This window comes from Nesterenkonia natronophila (assembly GCF_003595215.1).
GTDB classification, from domain to species: domain Bacteria; phylum Actinomycetota; class Actinomycetes; order Actinomycetales; family Micrococcaceae; genus Nesterenkonia; species Nesterenkonia natronophila.
This window is the reverse complement of the sequence record NZ_QYZP01000003.1, coordinates 547064-568653: the sequence shown is the minus strand read 5'-3', so window position 1 is coordinate 568653 and position 21590 is coordinate 547064. Positions and strand designations below refer to the sequence as shown.

Here is a 21590-nt window from a genome sequence, read left to right as displayed (position 1 = left end):
TCTTCACTCAGACGAGGTGTTCAGCGCACAACCTCACGGAGAGCGGCGTCGACCCGGCGGGTCCACCCGCGCGAGTCTAGATGCTCCAGCAGTGGGACTGCCACCCGGCGGCTGGTGCTCAGGGCCTGGCGAGCCGCGCTCATCGTGAACGGCTGATCCAAGCGGGATAGCACGCCCATGGCCCGGGCGGGGGCGCTGGGCAGCAGTATGACGCCTCCGGCAAGCCGTAAGATGCGGTCCTGGCGCTCAGCGGCCGCCAACTCTCGCTCGGTTAGTCCCAGCTCGGTGAGTCTCTGGGCCTCCGGAGCAAGGAACGGTGCCGCGGCCAACTGGTTTTCGAGGTCAACGACGGAGGCCTCCGCGGGACCCATACTGAGTCGAAAGCGGGGGCTTGTGATGAGCCCGGCGCTGTGGAGCAGCCCGGCCTGACTGACCAGTGGCGAAAGCAGTGCGCGGTCAGGGAGGCTCAGGCGATCAGCTGCGGCACCCGCAGAGAGCCCTGCGGAGAGTGGGTCCTGATCCAGATGCTGTTCCACGGCGGCACGTAATCGACCAGCCCAGTGCTGCATCTGATTCGCATCCACGAGCCAACTGCCCACCCGCTCCACTTCCGGGCCTAGCTCAGTGGGCACCTCGAGGCCCATCCGGATCAGGGCGTCTTCCTTGACCGCCGTCCGACGTGTGACCTCACCCAGGAGATCTCCGTCAGGAGGCATGTTGGCCAATGCTTCGGCGCGTCGTCTTCCTGCCCCACGCCGATGGAGCTGCGGCGGCTCCACATCCAGCACCAGGGCGCCTGCGCGCACCGGCCGGCTGCTGGAGCCCTGCAGAAGCACCCGGTCGCCGATTCTCGCGGGGAGCGGGCGGTCCAGGGTCAGCCGAGCGTGGAGGTTGTCGAAACGCCGGCACCGTGCCGGGACGGCAGCGGTTCCCAGATGAACAGTGAGACTCTGGGGAGCATCCTCAAAACTCTCCCCGGTGCTGTGCCGCACGTCGATGACTGTGGTCAGATGCCAGGCCCCGGGGGTCAGCAGCATATCACCGCGAGCGAGTCGCTCAGTCGGCGCACCGCGCAGGTTGACCGCTGCGCGGTCGACGGCTTCCAATGTTTCCACTTCGTGGTGACGGGCCTGGAGTCCGCGCACACTCACGGTCTCGTCGACGGCCGCACCAAGCAGCTGAAGGCGCTGCTCTTGGTGCAGCGATCCTGCCGCGAGGGTCCCCGTGACCACAGTGCCTGCTCCGCGAAGGCTGAAGGCACGGTCCACCCACATCCGCACCGGCGTATCCGGTGCCGGCCGGGGGGCGTGTGCAAGCACTGAATCGAGCGTCTCGCGCAGCTCGGTCAGACCGGAGCCCTGCGCCGCGGAAACGGCCACTGCAGGCGCTGCCTCCAACCCGGTGCCCGCAAGCTCCCGCCGGGCCTGCTCCAACACTTCGGGTGCGCGTCCCGGGGCTCGATCTGTGCGGGTGATGACGATCAGGCCGCTGTCAATCCCTAAGGCGGCGACGGCGTCGCGGTGGTCGCTGGACTGGGCCTGCCAACCCTGATCCGCCGCGACCACAAAGCACACCATGGGCGCAGGGCCCAGACCGGCAAGCATGTTCCCCAGGAACCGTTCATGACCGGGAACATCCACAAAGGACAGCACCCGTCCCGAAGGGAGCGTCATGGCGGCGAATCCCAGGTCGATGGTCAGGCCCCGCCTGCGCTCCTCCTCCCACCGGTCCGGCTCAGTACCGGTCAGTGCCCGCACCAGTGTTGACTTGCCGTGGTCGACGTGCCCTGCCGTTGCCATGACATACATCACTTGGACAGCTCCTCAGTGGGATCGCGCAGGGCACGCAGCACACCCTCCACCGCGCTGAGCACGGCATCATCCTCTGCTTCAGGTACGCAACGAAGGTCCAACAGACACGAGGAATCACTGATACGGGTGAGAATGGCCGGATGGACCGCTCGAAGCGGCGCAGCGGCCTCCTCCGGCAGGCGCACGGCCCACCCGGGAAGCGGCACCTCCGTACCGCCGCCGCCGCCGACCCGACCCTCATGCGGCACCACTTCCGCGCTCAGTGCCTCGGCCATGCGCTGTGCGCGGGCCAACAGAGTGTCGGGGTCGATGTGCAGGGCAGCTTCCACCGGAGTCTGTCCACCATTGAGGGTCCCCTCCAGTGCAGCGAGTGTGAGCTTGTCGGTCCGCACAGCGCGGGCCAACGGGTGCTTCGCCAGTCTTGCGATGATGGAAGCACTGCCGAGCAGCAGACCTGCCTGCGGCCCACCGAGCAGTTTGTCTCCGCTGGCAATGACCAGGTCGGCTCCGTCGGCCAAAGCGCTGGTGAGGTCGGGCTCCTCGGGGAGGGTCGGATCCGGATTGAGCAGCCCGCTGCCCGCGTCAACGATCAGCGGCACCCCATGGTGCTTGCAGAGTGCGGCGAGCTCGCGCACGTTCACCGAAGAGGTGAATCCCGCGATTCTGTAGTTGCTGGGATGCACTTTGAGCACGGCAGCGACTGGTTCGCTCGGTTGCCGTGAGAGAGCGGAGACGTAGTCGCTGAGGTGGGTGCGGTTGGTGGTGCCGGTCTCCCGCAGACGTGCCCCAGTGGATTCGATCAGCTCCGGGAGTCGGAACCCGGCGCCGATCTCGACAAGCTCGCCGCGGCTGATCACGACTTCGTTGGTTCCCACGAGCGCCGCAGCCGCCAGTGCCAACGCAGCCGCGCCGTTGTTGACGATCAGGGCATCCTCGGCTTGGGGACAGGCGGCCAGCAGTGCGCGGCGGGCCCCGCCACCACGTCCGGAGCGACGGCCGGTGTTCAAGTCGATTTCGACGTCGACATAGCCTGCAGCCTCAGCGACGGCCTCCCGGGCTCCCTCAGACAGTGGCGCGCGCCCGAGGTTGGTGTGGACCACCACCCCGGTGGCATTGACCACCCGGCGCATCGTCGAAGGTCGGTAGCTCACGAGTCGCGACAGCACTTCAGTCTCTACCTGGTCAGGTGCCAAACGGCCCTGGCGAGCGCGCTGCTGGGTCTGGGTGATGATATGCCTGAGCACATGCGGGCTGAGTCCTGCGGAGGCGTCCCGAATGTGGGGCCGGGCCAGGAGGGTATCGGTACCCGGGATGAGGCGGCGGGGATCTGGGCTGACCACGTCTGACCTCCTCGTGGCGGATGGGGACAGCTGGGCAACTTGGCGGAGGTGGACGGGAATCGAACCCGCCAGACCGAGGTGCTCGGTCTCAGCGGTTTTGAAGACCGTGGGGCCCACCAGGACCCAGACACCTCCTCGGTCAAAGTACCATGACGCCGGCCTGCGGAGCGTATGACTTTGGGGGACTCGGGTCCGCGGCACTGTGAGCGCCCCCGGACCTATACTCAACACCATGACAGCACAGGCTTCAGCGGCAGCTTCCACCGCCCCCAGGCTCACCACCTACGCCCACGGTGGGGGGTGCGCCTGCAAGATACCTCCCGGGGAACTTGAGAAGGTACTGGCCGGGTTGCCCGCCCAACTGTCCGACGACGTCCTGGTAGGGCTCGACGGCGGTGATGATGCCGCCGCGGTGCGCCTCAACGATCACCTCGCCGTGCTTTCCACCGCTGACTTCTTCACCCCCGTAGTCGATGACGCCTACGATTGGGGTCGCATCGCCGCAGCCAATGCGCTCTCTGACATCTACGCGATGGGCGGAACGCCGACCATCGCCATCAACCTTGTGGGCTGGCCTCGGGACATCCTTCCCCTGGAGCTGCTCACGGAAGTGCTGCGCGGTGGCCAGGCTGTGGCGCAGCAGGCAGGATGTCCCCTGATTGGAGGGCATACGGTGGACGACCCGGAGCCGAAATATGGACTCGCAGTGACTGGCACGGTCCACAGCGATAAGCTGCTCCGCAACGACGCCGCCGAGCCGGGCCTGCCACTGACGCTGACGAAGCCCATCGGCCTGGGACTGCTGAACAATCGGCACAAGGCAACGGGCGAGGTGTTTGCTGAAGCCGTGGAGACCATGGTGACGCTGAACCGCGAAGCGGCTAGGTCAGCGGTCCGTGCTGGGGTCCGCGCAGCAACGGATGTCACCGGGTTCGGGCTCCTTGGGCACCTCTACAAAATGTGCCGAGCCTCGGGTGTGGGCGCACGGCTGGACGCATCGGCGGTCCCGCTCATAGATGGCGCAGAAGATGCGCTGCGCGAGGGTTATATATCCGGTGGCACCAGACGAAATCTGGCCTGGGTCCGCGAACATCTCATCGCAGGCCCTGGGATCAGTGAGGAGCACCTGCTGACCTTGGCCGATGCCCAAACGTCCGGGGGGCTGCTCGTCGTCGGAGAAGTCCCCGGTTATCCGATCATCGGGCACACCACCGAGGTAACCGAAAGCTTCATCGAGATCCGCTAGAGGCTGCGCCTCACGGGTTCGGTCAGCCGGCGGTGGTGATGGAGTCGTGCACCACGCCGTCGGCCTGGCGAGCCTGAAGCCGGGCCTTCTGCGGTTCTATGGTGTGCCGCGGGTCCCTAGCGGAGGCGATACCTGCCCTCAGGATACCGATGCGAGTCAGTGCAGAGGCACCCATCATCAGCGCTCCGCTGGCAACTGCCGGTGCTCGGTACCTGCCCAGCAGGACTGCCCCTGCCGCGCCGCCGACGGCGAGACGTTCTGCCCACTTCAGCATGGTTCCGGGCGCGCCCGTCTGGAGGGGTTCGGCTTCGGCGGGATGCATACGCTGTTTCATCAGCTTCATAGAAATCACATCCCCCACTGCGGCGAGGGCGGAAAGCGCTCGCGCCGGCTGGGTGTCTCGCACTGGGGTGGAGACCAGCGCTGCGCCGGAGGCAGCAAGTGCGGCCGACGATACAAAGACGAACGGAAGTTCGTCACGCGCAGCGTTCCACGTGGGGACTGCAGTGTTGGACAGCAGCGGCCCAGTGTAGCTGCACAAGGGTGCTGCCAGCAGGGCGGTCTGCGCCTCGGCCGGGCCTTCGAGCGCGTAGAGCACCGGTCGCAGGGGGCCCAGCGGCAACCGCTGGCTGGTCAGCCGGTCCACCTCGACCGCTGCTGTCACCCCAGCACCGGTGCTGAACGAAGTCAGCACCCAACTTCCCACACTCATCGGTGAGGTGATTTTGAACGTTCGCAGCATGTAGAGGAATCGTTCGGGTCGGCCGAGGTCGTGCACCAGTGCCACAGTGCCCAGGCCCACGGCGCCCAGAGCAGTCAGTCGTGCGTTTCTTTGCAGTGTGCGGCTGCCAGTGACCTGCGCTCCCAGGGACAGCAGAGACGACCCGCCGGCCAGTCCGCCCAGAAAGAGGTAAGCAGCGATCTCGTCACCCCAGGGGGGCGCCTTGACCACAGCGCGACCGTAATAAGAGCTGAATTGGGGCTTCTCGACCATCGGAATTTCCCGTGCGCCCTCAGCAGCCTTACGGCCCCTTCGGCCATTGCGGGAAGGTTCAGGTGGGCGATGGTGGTCGTGTTGAGAAGTCGTCACCGGCGGGCTCCCAGCACAAAGGAGAGGCCGACGGCGGCGATCATGCCGCTGGCAGCCATCACAGCCTGTTTATACATGCGCGGCAGATCCTTCGTGGGGACTCGAGGGTCAGGCGGCAGACCGTAGACTTCCGGCTCGTCCAGCAGTAGAAAGACCGAACCGGTGCCACCGACGCCGTCGTTCGGGTTGGCTCCGTAGAGGCGGGCCTCGGTCATTCCCTGCTTGTGCAGTTCGGCGACTCGCTGGCGCGCCTGCTCAACCATGTCCTCGCGGTCGCCGAATTTGATGGAGGTGGTGGGGCAGGTCTGGGCGCAGGCTGGGGTCTGGCCGTCCACGAGTCGGTCGTAGCAGAAGGTGCACTTGTTCGCCGTGCCAGGGTTTGGGATCTCCTGCGCGTACTGGGACTGCGCCCGTTCGGTCTTGGCCCGGATGATGCCTTCGTCGCGACGCTCGATCACCCCAAAGGGACAGCCTCCCACGCAGGTGCCGCAGCCGTTGCAGATGTCTTCCTGGACTTTGACCGTGCCGTATTCGGTGCGGAACAGCGCACCGGTGGGACAGACGTCCAGACAGCCAGCGTGGGTGCAGTGCTTGCAGACGTCGGAGGACATCAGCCACCGGAACTCGGCGGTATCCGGAGGGGCGGTGCCATTCTGGCCAGCTCCGGCCGGTCCGGGCCCACCCTGGGAGGGCGGGCCGACGCTGGGGATGCCTAGGTTGACCAATTTGCGGCCGGATTCGCGGGCCTTCTCGATCCGGTCCTTGTCCTGTTCCACGAAGGCCACGTGGCGCCAGGTGTTTGCGCCGAGCTCTCCTGTGTTGTCGTAGGAGGAACCCAGCACCTCCAGATTGCCGTCCTGCGGGTTGCGGTTCCATTCCTTGCAGGCGACCTCGCAGGCTTTGCAGCCGATGCAGATCGAGGTGTCGGTGAAGAACGCTTTGCGGGTGCCCGCACGTTCCGCGTAGGCCTCGGCGCTAAGTCGGGTATCTTCGGTGAGCGACTTCATGATTTCTTCCCCTTGGGTTGGCCCTCCGATGCGTTCCACGGCACCGTGAGCCGTGCGTTGCCCGTCTCGACTGTAAGACCAGCCTGGTGTCGAAGATCTTCGACGAGTCTCAGAAGGTCAGGCCCGCGGGGCCGACGGCCGGGTCGGACGGCACACTGAGCGGCTTTGGAGCCCTGAATGTGCACGTTCGGGTCCAAGGAGAGCCCCAGTAAGTCGTTGGCCGCATCACCCTCCACCACCGCCTCGCTTCCGACGCCCCAGTGGTAGGGCAGCCCCACCTGGTGGACGCGACGGCCGGCGATCGTGAGCGAGGTCATCCGCTCGGTCACGAAGACTCTGGCCTCGATTGCTGAACGCGGCGAGATGATGGTGGCCCAGCCATAGGCCTCTAGGCCAATCTCTTCTGCGAATTCCGGGGAGACCTCGCAGAACATCTCTGGCTGCAGCTCAGCGAGATAGGGCAGGAACCGGCTCATGCCCCCAGCGGTATGATGCTCGGTCAGCCGGTAGGTGGTGAAGACATGTGGGTAAATCTCCGAGCCCGGCTGCAAGGCAGAGGGTGCGAGCAAATTGTCTTCGCGCGGAAAACGGATTCTGGAGGGATTACTCTGCTGACCGTAGAGCGGGTTGTCGATGGGGGACTCGGGGGGCTCATAGTGCGTAGGCATAGGTCCATCCACCATCCCGTGGGGAGCAAAGAGCCAACCCTTTCCGTCAGCCTGCATGATGAACGGGTCATCGCCTGCCAGTGCCTCCGGACCGCCCGCGTCGGGATCCGGCCTCGCATCAGGTGCCCGGTCCACAGGGAAGTCGGGAACATCCTTACCCGTCCAGCGCTGCTGTTCAGCGTCCCACCACACATACTTCTTGCGCTCGCTCCATGGGCGGCCTTGCGGATCGGCGGAGGCACGGTTGTACAGCAGGCGGCGGTTTGCCGGCCAAGCCCATGCCCATTCAGCAGCCGTCTCATCCTGCTCCTGGCCAGGTTTGCGGCGCGCTGCCTGATTCACCCGTTCGGCGTAGATCCCCGTGTAGATCCAGCAGCCTCCTGCAGTGGAGCCGTCGGAGCGCATGTCGTTGAAAGTTGACAGCGGCTCGCCCTTGTCAGGTCCTGTGACGTGAAAGCCGTTGATCTCAGCCAACACTGCTTCCGCTTCCGGCTCGCCGTGTTCATCGGTGGGGTAGTCCCAGGTGAGGTCCAGCAGTGGGCGGTCCCGCCAGTCCTGGGAGTCGGCAAGGCGCTCACGGATCCGCTTGCCCAGCTCGTGGAAGAAATGCAGTTCACTCTGGGCATCATCCGGTGGGGTGACTGCTTGATGACGCCACTGGACCAGCCGCTGGGTCTGGGTGAAGGAACCAGCCTTCTCTGTGTGGTTTGCCGCCGGCATGAAGAACACCTCGGTCTCGATGTCCTCGCTGCGCAGCTCACCGGACTCGATCTCAGGGCCGTCCTTCCACCATGTGGCCGACTCAATGAGGCTGAAGTCCCGCACCACCAGCCACTTCAGTCGGGACATGCCCATGCGCTGCATCTTTCCGTTGGCTGACCCCACGGCCGGGTTCTGACCAATCAGGAAGTAGCCGTCGAGCTCATCACGGAGCATGCGTTCGACGGTCTGATAGGTGCCGTGAGCTCCAGTCAGCTTGGGCAGATAGTCGTAGGCGAAGTTGTTGTCCTTCTTCGCAGCGTCGCCCCACCAGGCCTTCAGCAGGCTGACGGTGTAGGCGTCTGCGTTGGTCCAGAAGCCTTTCTGCTTCTTGGAACGGATCGTATCCAGATATTCGTCCAGGGTGTCGTGCTGGCCCGCTTCGGGCATCGGAAGGTAGCCGGGCAGAAGGTTGAACAAGGTGGGGATGTCGGTGGAGCCCTGGATCGTCGCGTGCCCCCGGAGAGCGATGATGCCGCCGCCCGGGCGGCCCATATTTCCGAGCAGAAGCTGCAGTATTGCGGCGGTGCGGATGAACTGAGCGCCCTGCGCGTGCTGGGTCCAGCCGACTGCATAAGTGAAGGCGGTAGTGCGCTCCCTGCCGGAGTTCTGAGTCACGGACTCGGCAAGGTACGCAAAGTCGTCAGCGGAGATGCCACAAGTGCGCTCCACCATTTCGGGCGTATAGCGTTCGTAGTGGCGTTTCAGCAGCTGGAAGACGCACCTGGGGTCTTGGAGGCTCTCGTCCCGGATCACATTGGAGTGGCTGAGTGGGGGGCCTCCTGCGCCGAACTCGTGAGGCTCAGCCGCGTCCCCCTCGGACTCAGCTCCGGGTTCGCCCACCTTCTTCTTGTTTCCGGCGGCCTGGTAGGACCAGGAGGACTTGTCGTAGGAGCCGTCCTCCGGGTTGTAACCGGAGAAGAGCCCATTCAAGTCTTCGGGGTCTTGATAGTCCTCGGAGATGATAGTGGCTGCGTTGGTGTAGGCGCGGACGTATTCTTTGAACCACAGTCCATGGGTCAGCACGTAATTGATCAGCGCTCCGAGCAGCACAATGTCGCTTCCAGCGCGGAGCGGAATGTGGCGGTCCGCGACCGCACTCGTCCGCGTGAAGCGGGGATCGACGTGAATGACACGGGCGCCGCGCTGTTTGGCCTCAGTGACCCACTGGAATCCCACAGGATGGCACTCGGCCATATTGGACCCCTGAATGACGATGCAGTCGGCATTCGCCAGATCCTGCTGGGGTTGGGTGGCGCCCCCTCGCCCGAACGAAGTCCCCAGACCGGGAACTGTGGAAGAGTGTCAAATGCGGGCTTGGTTCTCGATCTGGACCGCTCCCGCTGCTGAAAACAGCTTCTTAATCAGGTAGTTCTCTTCATTGTCGATAGTTGCTCCGCCCAAACTGGCGAAGCCCATAGTGCGGCGCACTGGTTTGCCATGCTGATCGGTGTCCTCCCAATGCTTCTTGCGGGCTTCCAGGAGCCGATCTGCGATCATGTCGATCGCACGGTCGAGGCTGAGCGCCTCCCAGTCACGGGCCCGAGGAGCGCGGTAAAGAACCTTGGTTTGGCGGCCCACTGAGTTGACGAGCTGTTCGCTGGCAGCGCCTTTGGGGCACAACCGTCCGCGGGATATTGGCGAATCCGGGTCGCCCTCGATGTGTATGACGCGGTTGTCCTTGGCGTAGATCTTCTGTCCGCACCCGACAGCGCAGTACGGGCAGATGCTCTGGACGACCGTGTCTGCTGCGTCAGTCCTCGGGGTGGTCTCGCGCGTTTTCTTGGAGGTCACGGCGGCGCCCCGTCCGCTGGAGTCCCGGGAGCGCAGCTGACGGAAGACCGGCCATTCCAACGGCGTGATCCTTGCCATATCGCGATGTTAGCACGCGGTCATGAAGCTGGGGAGGCGCGCATTTACCTGACGGAGCGAGTCAAACACGCCCCTACGCAAAGAGCCGAACGGCGTTGTTAAGGGTCATCAGCACCCCATAGGCCAGGGGGATTCCGACGACTATCCAGGCCAGCATTATCGGGACGCGTGGATGCTTAGCGCGCTCCACCACCTCCTCGGACTCTTCGGCTGCGGTCCGGTCGGTTTGCTCCTTGGGCGCGTTTTCTGCGTGGTGCTTATCGCTGACCGCGCGAACCAATATGTTGGCAGTCAGCCCGATCGCGAGCAGCACGACCATAGTGAACAGAGCTGGCCGGTAGTCTGCGGCGGTGAGTGTGCCTGGTTCTCCGCTGGCGTCGAGAATGCTGTTGATTATGAGCGGTCCGGCAATGCCCGCAGCGGACCAGGCCGTCAGCAGCCGACCGTGGATGGCGCCAACTTGGAGGGTGCCGAAGAGATCACGAAGATAGGCTGGAACGGTTGAAAATCCGCCCCCATAGAAACTCAGAATAATGCCCGTGATGACGATGAACAGTGCCATCGATACGCTACCCCAGACAGCGAGCGACACGTAGAGAAGCAGTCCGCCACCCAGGTAGAGCAAGTAGATGTTCTTCCGGCCGATAATGTCGGAGACCGAGGACCAGATGAATCGGCCCGCCATGTTTGTCAGGCTCAGGAAGCCCACGAACCCGGCGGCAGCAGCGGCAGCTACGGTCGAACTGCCGTCCTCGCCCCGGAAGAAGTCTTGGATCATCGGAGAAGCATGTTCCAGTATCCCGATGCCGGCGGTGACATTGCAGAACAGTATGATCCACAGCAGCCAGAACTGCGGGGTGGTGAGAGCCGTGTTGGCTTTCACATTCCCCGTGGTGACCATCGACTTCTGCTTCACCTGGTTGGGATCGTAACCCTCCGGCTTCCAATCGGGGTGCGGAACCCGAACGATCAGCGCGCCGAAGAGCATGACCACCAGGTAGACCGCACCGAGGGTGAGAAACAGAGCGGCGACGGCGTTGCCGGTGTGTAGGCCCTCGTCGGGAACGCCGCCGTCGTACAGGCGCAGCACCGCAGACGAGAGGGGACTGGCGATCATTGCGCCCCCGCCGAAGCCCATGATCGCCATTCCTGTGGCCAAACCTGGCCGGTCTGGGAACCACTTGATCAGCGTCGAGACAGGGGAGATGTAGCCGATACCTAGGCCTATGCCGCCGATGAAGCCGTAGCCGAGATACACCAGCCACAGTTGTTCGACGTAGATGCCCAGCGCGCCGACGGCGAATCCGGTGACCCAGCAGGTCGTGGCGGCAAGCATGGCACGTCGTGGCCCATTCCGGTCGACCCACGTGCCGAAGAGCGCAGCTGAGAGCCCGAGCATGACAATCGCGATGGAGAAGATAATGCCGACCGCAGTCTGGCTGGACTCGAAGTGGGCGACCAGCTCTGCCTTGTAGACGCTCGTGGCGTATGCCTGTCCGATGCAGAAATGCACTGCCAATGCTGCAGGTGGGATCAGCCAGCGGTTGAAGCCGGGGCCCGCAGTGATGCGTTGCATGGGTGCGGATCTAGTCGGCGTCTGGACAGTTGTCATGCGAGCTCCTCAGCTGGGGCGGGTGACGGCGGTCACGACAACTAATTGATATCAGCGAATATAGTGGTAGGGCAATGGTTTATGAGAAGCTTGCCAAAATGCATCTTTTCCTGAACGCAAACCGTGATTTGGCTGGTTTTTTGGATAACGACAGTTCATCGCAATACTCTCACCGGTGAGAGTTTCAGCAGCGTTTCGTAGAATGCTCTGATGCGTGCCGTCCACATCACAGCTTTCGGTGAGGTTCCTCAGGTTGTCGACCTTCCCACCCCCACGGCCGCCGCCGGAGGAGCCGTGATCGACGTTGAGCTCACCGGCCTGTGCCGCAGTGACTTCCACGCCTTCGCCGGTCATGACGACGGCGTACTCCTTCCATACGTGCCCGGACACGAGTTTGTCGGACGCATCTCAGCGCTCGGTGCCGGAGTCACTGGGTGGTCGGTCGGACAGCGAGTGACTGCCCCATTTGTGTGTGGGTGCGGGAACTGCGATTGGTGTACCGCAGGTGAATCCCAAATTTGCCCGAACCAGACCCAACCTGGCTTCACCTATGACGGGTCTTGGGCCGAGCAGGTGGTAGTGCCGGCCGCCTCACACAACCTCGTTGTTGTCCCGGAAAGCCTTCCCGGAGCAAGCGTCGCCTCATTGGGATGCCGTTTCGCCACCGCATTCCGTGCGCTACGTGATCGTGCGCAAGTGCGCCGCGGTGAAATTGTGGCAGTCTTCGGCTGTGGAGGTGTAGGGCTCTCTGCGGTGATGCTCGCCCAGGCTATGGGGGCCCGGGCCATTGCGGTCGACGTGTCTCCCGGGGCCCTTGAGCTCGCACGAAGCATCGGAGCCGCAGGCTGTGTGAACCCCACCGGGCTATCCCCTGAGGAAGTAGCAGCGGAGGTCCGTGCTGTTGCGTCGGATCTGACGAGAGAGGGTGTCCAGGCGCCAGGCAGCCAAAGCGCCTTACCCGGGCCGCACGTCACACTGGAGGCCCTCGGCCGTTCTGAAACTCTCGAGGCCGCCCTACGCAGCCTCGACCCCCTGGGCCGCCACGTACAGGTAGGACTTTTCGCGGAGGTCCCGCGCACCCTCATCCCTCGAGTAGTGGCTCTGGAGCTGTCTATTCTGGGCAGCCATGGCATGGCCGCGGCAGACTATCCAGCGCTCCTCGACCTGCTCCTTACAGGGGCAGTGGACCCTGGTGTGTTGGTCACTCGAGAGCTCGGGCTCGATGATGTGCCTGATGCTCTAGCGGCGATGTCGCGTGGCACTCAGCCGGGGGTTGCAGTCATTCGACCCTGAACTTGGGCCCTTGGGCCCTTTGGGCGGTGGTGCGGGCTGGGGCGGACAAGGCAGCCATCCGTGATGCCGGCGGCACCACCTCCCGGCAGGTAGGTGATGCCCTCTTCTAGATGTGCCGCTCGTCTGGGCCGTTGTACTCACTCAGTGGGCGGATCAGGGAGTTATTCGCGCGCTGCTCCATAATGTGGGCAGTCCATCCAGTAATCCGGGAAGCGATGAACAGGGGCGTGAACATCTCTGTGTCGAAGCCCATGAGGTGATAGGTGGGTCCAGCCGGGTAGTCAAGGTTGGGTTTGATGCCCTTAGCCTCGTCCATGGCAGATTCGAGCCCGTCGTAGAGGCCCATGATCTCACCCCGGCCGTAGTGCTCCACCATAGCGTCCAACGCATTCTTCATCGTCGGCACGCGGGAGTCACCATGCTTGTACACGCGGTGGCCGAAGCCCATCACCTTACGTTTTTCGGCCAAAGCGTTCTCCATCCACGCCTTGGAACGCGTCGCAGCCTCGTCACGCGTCTCCTCCTTGCGGATTCCAATCTCTTCAAAGGTGTGCATTACAGCTTCATTCGCACCGCCATGGAGGGAACCCTTCAGCGCTCCGATGGCCGCAGTAACCGCCGAATGCAGATCTGCCAAAGTTGAAGTGACAACCCGGGCAGTGAACGTGGAGGCGTTGAAGGAGTGCTCAGCGTATAGGACCATCGATACTCGGAACGCGTCCACAACTTCCGGCGGGGCTTCCTCACCGAATGTCATCCACAGAAAGTTCTGCGAGTAGTCCAGATCATCGCGAGGCTCAACGAGGTCCTGGCCACGCCGGCGGCGCTGATCATATGCCACCACTGCAGGAAACGCGGCAAAGAGCTTCTTGGCCTTGAGCAACTCTGTGGAGCGTTCGGAGTCTTCCGAATCCGGATCATTTGCGCCCATCACCGAGACTGCAGTGCGTCCTACGTCCATGGGATGGCAGTCAGTGGGGAGCAGATCAACTGCGGCCCGCACATTTGGCGCCAGCGCCCGGTGGCTGCGCTCAAACTCAACAAACTCCCTGAGCTCATCGTCGTTCGGCAGGTCACCGTTCCACAGCAGCAGCGCCACGGCTTCAAAGTTCAGCTCAGCGGCGAGCTGCTGCACCGGGTAGCCCTGATAGAGCAGAGAGTTCGTCTCCGGGTTGACCTTGGAGACGGCGGTGTAGTCAGCGACGACGCCAGCTAGGCCCTTGTACACAGTGTTCTCAGTCATCCTTGCGCTCCTTGATCTGTAAAACGTTCTGGCACGTCGAAGTCGAAGACCCCGGCGTCAAAACTGCTGTAGGCCTCGTAGTCCACCAGCTCATACAGCCGTGCACGAGTCATCATCTCCTGCACCGCCGGCTCCTGGGTACCTTGGGCGGCTATGGTGTCCAGCGTACGTTCAATGGCGCCCATCGCCGAGCGCAGCGACGTGACCGGATAGATGATGAGTGCCACCCCGGCGGCAGCCAGTTGCTCGCGGGTGAACAGCTCAGATTTTCCGAACTCGGTCATATTCGCCAGCACTGGTACGTCCACCGCGCTGCACATGGCCTCGAACTCGCTGAGGTCCTTCATGGCCTCGGGGAAGATGGCGTCAGCCCCTGCGGCGACCAGGGCCTGAGCGCGCTCCACAGCGGCGTCCAGTCCTTCGGCTGCGCGCAGGTCCGTCCGCGCCATGATCAGGAAGTTTTCATCCCGGCGGGCTTGCGCCGCCGCACGGATCCGCTTGGTGGCAGTCTCCGTATCCACCGTGGCTTTGCCGTCCAGGTGTCCGCAGCGCTTGGGATTGACCTGGTCCTCGATGTGGCACCCGGCAAGACCAGCGTTCTCCAGCTCGTGAATGGTTCGGGCGACGTTCATCGGCTCACCAAAACCAGTGTCAGCGTCAGCGATGGTGGGCAGATCGGACATCCGGGCGATCTGCCCAGCCCGATGGGCGACTTCAGTCAGCGTGGTCAGCCCGATATCTGGCAGACCGAGCTCGTTAGCCAACACCGCCCCGGAGACGTAGAGACCGTCAAACCCTTTCTCCTGGATCAGGGGTGCGCTCAGAGGAGTGAACGTGCCCGGAAACTGCCGGCCGGCCCCTGGGGTCAGGATCCTCCGCAGGTGGGCGCGCTTCTGCTCAGGTGTGGTTGTTGCGTACAACATCAGAACAGCCCTTTGGGAGAGACGGAGAGATCGACGACGCCGGCAGCAGCTTGGATGTTGAGACCCACAAGCTCATCGGCGGCCAGCTCGGGCAGTCGCTGTGCAGTCTCGAGGAACCGGTTGGCCTCGGCGTCGTCGATGATACCGGCCGCCAGGGAACGGAACTTGGCGATGTACTGCTCGCGAGCGAACGGCCGGGCACCCAGCGGGTGGGCGTCTGCCACAGCGATCTCATCGGTGATGGTGCCTCCATCAGTCAGTCGAATCTCCACGGAACCACCGAAAGCTTTCTCAGAGATGTCCAACGAGTGGTACCGGCGGGTCCACTCCGGGTCCTCCTCAGTGGCGACCTTATGCCACAGCTCCACCGTGTCCGGACGGCCAGCCCGTTCCGGAGCGTAGGAGTCACCGTGATGCCAGCTGCCGTCCTGCAGGGCCACCGTGAAGATGTAGGGAATTGAGTGGTCGAGTGTTTCTCTGGAGGCCGTTGGTTCGTACTTCTGGGGGTCATTGGCCCCGGAGCCGATGACAAAATGAGTGTGGTGGCTGGTGCGGATCAAGACCGACTCCACATTCGCAGGATCCGTCACCTCTGGGTGCTCGTGATGCAGCTTTCGGGCCAGGTCGATCCACGCTTGGGCCTGGTACTCGGCGGAGTGCTCCTTGGTGTAGGTGTCCAGGAGGGCGCGTTTAGCCTCACCGGGAGCAGGCAGAGGGACAGTGTATTCGGCGTTGGGACCGTCCAGGATCCATGCAATCACGCCGTCCTCACCTTCGTAGATGGGCACCGGTGAGGTCTGTCCTCGCATCGAACGGTCCACGGCCTCCACGGCCATCTTTCCAGCAAAGGCCGGCGCGTGGGCCTTCCACGTGGAAATCTCACCCTTGCGTGACTGGCGGGTTGCGGTAGTGGTGTGCAGCGCCTGGCCCACGGCCTGGAAGATGGTCTCCGCGTCCAGACCCAACATGGTGCCGATTCCGGCGGCGGCCGATGGTCCCAGGTGAGCCACATGGTCAATCTTGTGTTTGTGCAGGCATATCGCTTTCACCAGATCCACCTGGATCTCATAACCCGTAGCCAACCCGCGAACGACGTCAGCACCTGAGCGTCCGGTGTGCTGGGCCACGGCGAGGATGGCCGGGATGTTGTCACCCGGGTGGGAGTAGTCCGCGGCGAGAAAGGTGTCGTGGAAATCCAGTTCGCGCACGGCTACGCCGTTGGCCCAGGCGGCCCATTCGGGCGACGACTTCTGGTTGATGCCGAAGATCGAGGCTCCAGTGCCGTTGGCGGAGACCGGGTGGTCCAGCGCTTGGGCTCGGGCCGAGACGATCGGTGCGCGGGTCAGTGACGCCACGGCCACAGACGCGTTGTCGATCACTCGGTTGATGACCATCTCGGTCACGTCGTCCTCCACAGCCACCTCATCCACGGCGACCTGGGCTATCTTGTACGCTAATTGGTCTTCGCGGGCCAGGTTGGCTTTGCTGGGGTGGACCCGTACTTTGTGCTCGATCATGTGGTGGGGTGTCCTCTCATGGTGACGGTACCGGTTCGGCTTGTCGCAGTTCGGAAATATAGGCAAGACTTCGACGCAGGTGCAGGCTCGTAGCAGCCTCAGCCATCTGAGAGTCCCCGGAGGCGATGCCCAGGCAAATGTCTCGGTGCTCTGCGGCTGACTCAGCCAGCCGTTCAGGCTGATCCTTTGCCAGGCGGCGCACCCGGATCAGGTGCACGCGGAGGTTGGCAAGCATGGTGCTTAGGTAGGGGTTGCCCACCGACGTGTCGATGGCCTCATCCATACGGGCAGCCAACTTGTAGTGGCTCTCAGCCTCGGGCGCGAGCTTTGCCTGACGGAACTCTTCGGCCAGGGCGGTGAAGACCTCCGGGGTTCCGCGCTGTGCGGCTAACCCTGCGGCCTGCGTTTCGAGGGGGATGCGGACTTCAAATAGGCGGTCCACGTCCTCCAGTGAAATATCGCTGACCACAGTCCCGCGCCCGGGGTGTTGAACAGCCAGACCGGCGGCAATCAGCCTGGAGAACGCCTCCCTAATAGGCGTGCGGGAGACACCGAGCCGCTCCGACTGCCCAACTTCACCCAGGACTGTGCCGGGGGCTAAGCGGCCCTCCAGGATGTCCTCCTGTAGGGCAGTGTAGGCAGTATCACTGGCTCGCATACCTGCAGTGTATACAAGAATGACCCGTTTAGGCACTCCCTACCAGAAAAAGGGGTCATTTTTCGGGCGATCCGTGCAGTCTGTGTATACAAGACTAGATGTGCGGGCTACACTACAAGTGACTGACGCCACACCATTGTTGCTGTGCGAAGGAGTATTTATGTCCCTCTCTCAAACCTCCACTTCCTACCGTGAGACTCACCACAAGTCCATCACTGAGCCGGAGGCGTTCTGGCTTGAGGCAGCCGCCGGATTGGACTGGGACATGTTTCCCACCACCGCTGTCGATGACTCTGCCGCACCGCTTTACCGTTGGTTTCCTGACGGTAAGCTCAACATCACCCATAATGCGCTCGATCGCCATGTCGCGGCCGGACACGGGGACCGGGCTGCCCTGATCTACGACTCCGCAGTGACGGAAAATTCCCGCACCTACACCTATTCCGAACTGCTGAACGAGGTCTCCGCAGCAGCCGGGGCCCTCTCTGAACTCGGCGTGAAATCAGGGGACCGGGTGCTGCTCTACATGCCCATGATCCCGCAGGCGGTGATATCCATGCTGGCCTGCGCCCGAGTGGGAGCAGTGCACTCGGTGGTCTTCGGCGGATTTGCCGCAAGAGAGATTGCCGCCAGGATAGACGACGCCGCTCCCGACACTGTGCTCACCGCCACCGGCGGCGTCGAACCCTCCCGCCGGATCGAATACCTGCCCAAAGTGGCAGAGGCAGTCCAGCGTGCCGAGCATCAAGTGCGCGACGTCATCGTCGTCCACCGTGATGGGTTCGAATCCAGTGTGGAGGAGGTCTCCCAGCTGACTGCGGCTGCATGGCATGACTGGGAGGCCGTCACCGCGCAGGCTGAACCAGCCGGACCGGCCAGCGTCGACGCCACCCACCCGTTGTATGTGCTCTACACCTCGGGGACGACCGGCAAGCCAAAGGGAGTGGTACGGGACCAGGGCGGAACCGCTGTGGCGCTGAATTGGTCGATGCCGGCGATATTCGACGTCGGACCGGGGCAGACGCTGCTCACCGCTTCTGACGTCGGCTGGGTGGTGGGCCACTCCTACATCGTCTACGCGCCGTTGCTGGCGGGGGCTACCAGCGTGCTCTATGAGGGAAAACCTATCGGCACTCCGGATGCGGGAGCATTCTGGCGGATGGTCCAGCAGCACCGCATCACCTCCCTCTTCACTGCCCCCACTGCACTGCGAGCGATCCGCAAAGCGGACCCTGACGCCGCGGCAGTCGGCGAATATGACATCACCAGCCTGAAGTACCTCTTCTCAGCAGGGGAGCGGTTGGACCCAGAGACTCAGCGCTGGATCGGCGAGGCACTGAATGTGCCGGTGATCGACAACTGGTGGCAGACGGAAACCGGGTGGCCCATCGCCGCGAACCCAGTGGGCATCGAACAGCTTCCAATCAAGGTGGGCTCCGCTACTCTGCCGATGGTAGGTTACGACATCTCGGTGCTGGACCCCTTGGGGGAGCCGTTGCCAGCGGGGCAGGAGGGCAACATTGCGATCAAGTTGCCACTCCCACCGGGCACTCTCTACACGCTGTGGGGCGACGACGCCCGTTATGTCGACTCTTATCTGAGTGCTTTCGAGGGCTACTACACCACCGGGGATTCCGGGTACGTCGATGAGGACGGTTACATCTTTGTTATGGGCCGCACTGACGACGTCATCAACGTCTCCGGCCACCGACTCTCCACTGGAGAAATCGAGGCGGCAGTAGCTGAGCACCCGGCCGTGGCTGAATGCGCGGTGATAGGCCTGGCCGACGAGCTCAAAGGTCAGCGTCCAGCAGGCTTCCTGGTGTTGAAGACTGGAGCGGACATCTCTGAGGATCAACTGCGCAAGGAGCTGGTGGCCCACGTGAGGTCAAGCATCGGCCCGGTGGCCGACTTCAAAGAGGTGGCCGTGGTGCCCGCACTGCCGAAGACTCGATCCGGGAAGATCCTGCGCAAGACGATGCGCCAGATCGCTGACGGCAAGGACTACATCGTGCCCTCGACGATCGAGGACGCGGGGGTGATTGACGATCTGCTTCCTGTGCTTCGCAGGAACTTGTAGGGGTTGAACCTGCGCCTTGCCCGAAACGCTTCAGACGGTAATCTGGTCTGGACATCGACAGCCGTCGCATCAGATATACCGGAGGGCCGCACGTGAACGCCGATCAGCCGCGAACGCTCTTCACCATTCAAGGTGAGGCGATCATCGGCCCCACCGGCCGCCCCAAGCATGACTTCGCGGACCCCGAACCGCTGGAGAGTCATGGCCCGGCTCGAATCATCGCCATGGTGAACCAGAAGGGCGGGGTTGGAAAGACGACCTCGGCGATCAACTTGGCCGCCGCGCTGTCCGAATATGGGCGCAAGGTCCTCATGGTTGATTTCGACCCACAGGGTGCACTCTCAGCAGGTTTCGGCGCCAACCCGCACGATCTCGAGACCACCGTGTACAACGTGATGATGGAGAAAGATGTCACCATTCACGACGCGCTGGTCTCCACCCACGTGCCCGGAGTGGATCTGCTGCCGGCCAACATTGATCTCTCCGCCGCCGAGGTCCAGCTGGTGACCGAGGTCGGCCGCGAACAGGTACTGCAGCGTGCGCTGCGCCCGGTCCGCAACGACTACGATGTCATCATCATTGACTGCCAGCCCTCACTGGGGCTGCTCACCGTCAACGCGCTGACCGCTGCCCACGGAGTCCTCATTCCTTTGGTGGCGGAATTCTTCGCGCTGCGCGCGGTTGCTCTGCTCAAGGACACCATCGAGAAAGTCCAGGATCGCATCAACCCCGACCTGGAGATTGACGGCGTGTTGGTCACTATGGTGGACCTGCGCACCACGCACTCCAAGGAAGTCATTCAGCGGATAGTGGAGGCATTCGGTGAAAAGGTCTTCGAAACAGTGATTAAACGCTCGGTGAAGTTCCCAGACGCCACAGTCGCGGCCGAACCGATCACCAGTTACGCAGCCAAACACGACGGTGCAAAGGCTTACCGGCAGCTGGCCCGTGAACTGATCAGCCGAGGATGCTCGCCGTAGGCATGCTTTCCGCTGAAGCTGAGGCCGCTTCCGGGTTTCAGGTACGTCTGGACGGGTTCGACGGGCCGTTCGATCTGCTCCTGGGACTGATCGCTCAGCGCAGGATGGATATCACCACAGTCGCGCTCGCCGAGGTCACCGATGAGTTCATCGCCTATGTGCGCACCCTTGATGCGCAGCGGGCTCTGGATGAGTCGTCCAACTTCGTCTTTGTGGCGGCGACCCTGCTGGACATGAAACTTGTGCAGCTGCTGCCCGGATCTGAGGTTGAGTCTGAGGAGGACATCGCTGTCCTGGAGGCTCGTGACCTGCTCTTCGCCCGCCTGCTGCAGTTCAAGGCGTTCAAACAGATCGCAGAGCAGATGGGCGCGGCCGTGGCTGACAATGCCGGCCGGTACCCCCGCCGCCCGGGCGCACATCCGGATATGGCTCACCTGCTGCCGGAATTGGAGTGGAAGACCACCCCTGAGGAGCTCAAAGAGCTCGCAGAACACGCACTGATGCGCCAGCAGTTGGAACCTGACCACGTTGCGATGGAGCACCTGCACACCCAAGCGGTGAACATCCAAGAGGAAATGGCAGCCATGGCCGAACAGCTTCGCAGCGCAGGGTCCTGCCGGTTTCAGGAGCTGGTCGCCGGATCGGAGAGCCGGCTTGTGGTCGTTGTTCGCTTCCTGGGACTGCTGGAGCTCTTCCGAGACCGGGCCGTGGAGTTTGACCAGCAGTCACCGCTGGGCGAGCTGACCGTCACCTGGGCCGGTGAAAGCAGCGACGACGCCGCGCACGCCATCGCCCGGGCCGGGGTGGAATGGGATGGGGGCAATAATGAGTGATGCAGAGGGCCGGAATCCGGCCTTGGAGGAGGCTGACTCTCCCCAGCTGGTCTCGCATGACGAACACCTCGCCGCATTGGAGGCGGTACTTATGGTCACGGAGGAGCCGGTGACCCCGGCGGAATTGGCTGCCGCTGTGGATGTGTCTGAGCACCAGGTGGTGGTGCTGCTGGATCAGCTGCGGGCCGAAGCAGACGGCGCGGCGGGTGGCAGGCAGCGCGGCTACGAGCTGCGTGAGGTCGCCGGTGGGTGGCGGTACTACTCCCGGGCCCGCTTCGCGGAACAGGTCTCAGCGTTTGTCCTGGGCGCTCAGACCTCCAGGCTCTCGGCCGCGGCGTTGGAGACTCTGGCTGTGATCGCCTATCGGCAGCCAGTCGCCCGCTCTGCAGTCTCGGCGATACGCGGAGTCAATGTTGACGGTGTGGTGCGGACTCTGGTCCAGCGCGGACTGTTGGACACCGCCGGCCATGACCCGGTCACCGGGGCCACACTCTATGTGACTACCGCGCAGCTGCTCGAACGGCTGGGCCTGGATTCCCTGGCGGACCTTCCTCGACTTTCGCCCCACCTTCCCGGGGTCGAAGATCTCGAAGAGCATGATCACCCTGAGGTGTGACCATGGGCGGAGACTGTCAGACCTCTTCCGGGCGGTAGGATG

16 protein-coding genes and 1 tRNA gene are annotated in these 21590 nt (G+C 63.3%); 6 read left to right on the top strand and 11 right to left on the bottom strand.

What is annotated here, in order from left to right; genetic code table 11:
* Positions 1-20: 20 nt before the first annotated feature.
* The 3 genes from selB to D3250_RS11585 form a co-directional block, all read right to left on the bottom strand.
* Positions 21-1808 carry a selenocysteine-specific translation elongation factor gene (selB, locus tag D3250_RS11595; RefSeq protein WP_119903525.1) on the bottom strand — a complete coding sequence of 596 codons (1788 nt, stop codon included), beginning with the start codon at positions 1806-1808 and terminating at the stop codon, positions 21-23.
* Positions 1808-3151 (bottom strand): L-seryl-tRNA(Sec) selenium transferase, encoded by a 1344-nt coding sequence (gene selA, locus D3250_RS11590; protein ID WP_119903524.1) that lies wholly within the window; start codon positions 3149-3151, stop codon positions 1808-1810. Before selA ends, selB begins: the two co-directional genes overlap by 1 nt.
* Before the next feature lie 40 nt (positions 3152-3191).
* A tRNA-Sec gene (locus D3250_RS11585) sits at positions 3192-3286 on the bottom strand.
* Between the two features lie 97 nt (positions 3287-3383).
* On the opposite strand from D3250_RS11585, the gene selD reads away from it, so the two are divergent.
* Complete coding sequence (gene selD / locus D3250_RS11580) at positions 3384-4397, top strand: selenide, water dikinase SelD (RefSeq protein WP_119903523.1); 1014 nt, start codon at positions 3384-3386, stop codon at positions 4395-4397.
* Between the two features lie 22 nt (positions 4398-4419).
* Here the strand turns inward: selD and nrfD are convergent, their stop codons facing one another.
* The 4 genes from nrfD to D3250_RS11555 all read right to left on the bottom strand — a co-directional run bounded on the left by nrfD (position 4420) and on the right by D3250_RS11555 (position 11405).
* Positions 4420-5391, bottom strand: coding sequence for an NrfD/PsrC family molybdoenzyme membrane anchor subunit (gene nrfD / locus D3250_RS11575; protein WP_318778955.1), 972 nt, complete (start codon positions 5389-5391; stop codon positions 4420-4422).
* Between the two features lie 92 nt (positions 5392-5483).
* Positions 5484-6494, bottom strand: coding sequence for a 4Fe-4S dicluster domain-containing protein (locus tag D3250_RS11570; RefSeq protein ID WP_119903521.1), 1011 nt, complete (start codon positions 6492-6494; stop codon positions 5484-5486).
* Positions 6491-9793 (bottom strand): formate dehydrogenase, encoded by a 3303-nt coding sequence (gene fdh, locus D3250_RS11565; protein ID WP_225973299.1) that lies wholly within the window; start codon positions 9791-9793, stop codon positions 6491-6493. Before fdh ends, D3250_RS11570 begins: the two co-directional genes overlap by 4 nt.
* A gap of 73 nt (positions 9794-9866) precedes the next feature.
* Positions 9867-11405, bottom strand: a complete 1539-nt coding sequence (locus D3250_RS11555) for an OFA family MFS transporter (RefSeq protein ID WP_225973298.1) — start codon at positions 11403-11405, stop codon at positions 9867-9869.
* Between the two features lie 210 nt (positions 11406-11615).
* On the opposite strand from D3250_RS11555, the gene D3250_RS11550 reads away from it, so the two are divergent.
* Entirely contained in the window at positions 11616-12698 is a 1083-nt protein-coding gene (locus tag D3250_RS11550) for an alcohol dehydrogenase catalytic domain-containing protein (protein WP_119903518.1), read from the top strand.
* A gap of 106 nt (positions 12699-12804) precedes the next feature.
* Here the strand turns inward: D3250_RS11550 and D3250_RS11545 are convergent, their stop codons facing one another.
* Genes D3250_RS11545 through D3250_RS11530 form a run of 4 tightly spaced genes read right to left on the bottom strand, consistent with a single transcriptional unit; the run spans position 12805 to position 17039 of the window.
* Positions 12805-13941, bottom strand: coding sequence for a bifunctional 2-methylcitrate synthase/citrate synthase (locus D3250_RS11545; protein WP_119903517.1), 1137 nt, complete (start codon positions 13939-13941; stop codon positions 12805-12807).
* Complete coding sequence (gene prpB / locus D3250_RS11540) at positions 13938-14864, bottom strand: methylisocitrate lyase (RefSeq protein WP_119903516.1); 927 nt, start codon at positions 14862-14864, stop codon at positions 13938-13940. Before prpB ends, D3250_RS11545 begins: the two co-directional genes overlap by 4 nt.
* A complete protein-coding gene (locus tag D3250_RS11535) occupies positions 14864-16381 on the bottom strand; it encodes an MmgE/PrpD family protein (protein ID WP_119903515.1) in 1518 nt (505 codons plus the stop codon). The genes prpB and D3250_RS11535 overlap by 1 nt, the downstream gene beginning before the upstream one ends.
* Before the next feature lie 16 nt (positions 16382-16397).
* Positions 16398-17039 carry a GntR family transcriptional regulator gene (locus tag D3250_RS11530; RefSeq protein ID WP_119903514.1) on the bottom strand — a complete coding sequence of 214 codons (642 nt, stop codon included), beginning with the start codon at positions 17037-17039 and terminating at the stop codon, positions 16398-16400.
* A gap of 160 nt (positions 17040-17199) precedes the next feature.
* Between D3250_RS11530 and D3250_RS11525 the strand changes: the two genes are divergently transcribed.
* From D3250_RS11525 to scpB, 4 genes are all read left to right on the top strand, one after another.
* Positions 17200-19119, top strand: coding sequence for an acetate--CoA ligase (locus tag D3250_RS11525; protein WP_119903513.1), 1920 nt, complete (start codon positions 17200-17202; stop codon positions 19117-19119).
* 92 nt (positions 19120-19211) lie between these two features.
* Complete coding sequence (locus D3250_RS11520) at positions 19212-20099, top strand: ParA family protein (protein ID WP_119903512.1); 888 nt, start codon at positions 19212-19214, stop codon at positions 20097-20099.
* Positions 20100-20101: 2 nt separating this feature from the next.
* The gene (locus tag D3250_RS11515) at positions 20102-20932 is read left to right on the top strand and encodes a segregation and condensation protein A (RefSeq protein WP_225973297.1); all 831 of its coding nucleotides are present in this window, start codon (positions 20102-20104) and stop codon (positions 20930-20932) included.
* On the top strand, positions 20925-21548 hold the full coding sequence (scpB, locus tag D3250_RS11510) for an SMC-Scp complex subunit ScpB (RefSeq protein ID WP_119903510.1): 624 nt from the start codon (positions 20925-20927) through the stop codon (positions 21546-21548). Before D3250_RS11515 ends, scpB begins: the two co-directional genes overlap by 8 nt.
* Positions 21549-21590: the final 42 nt, after the last annotated feature.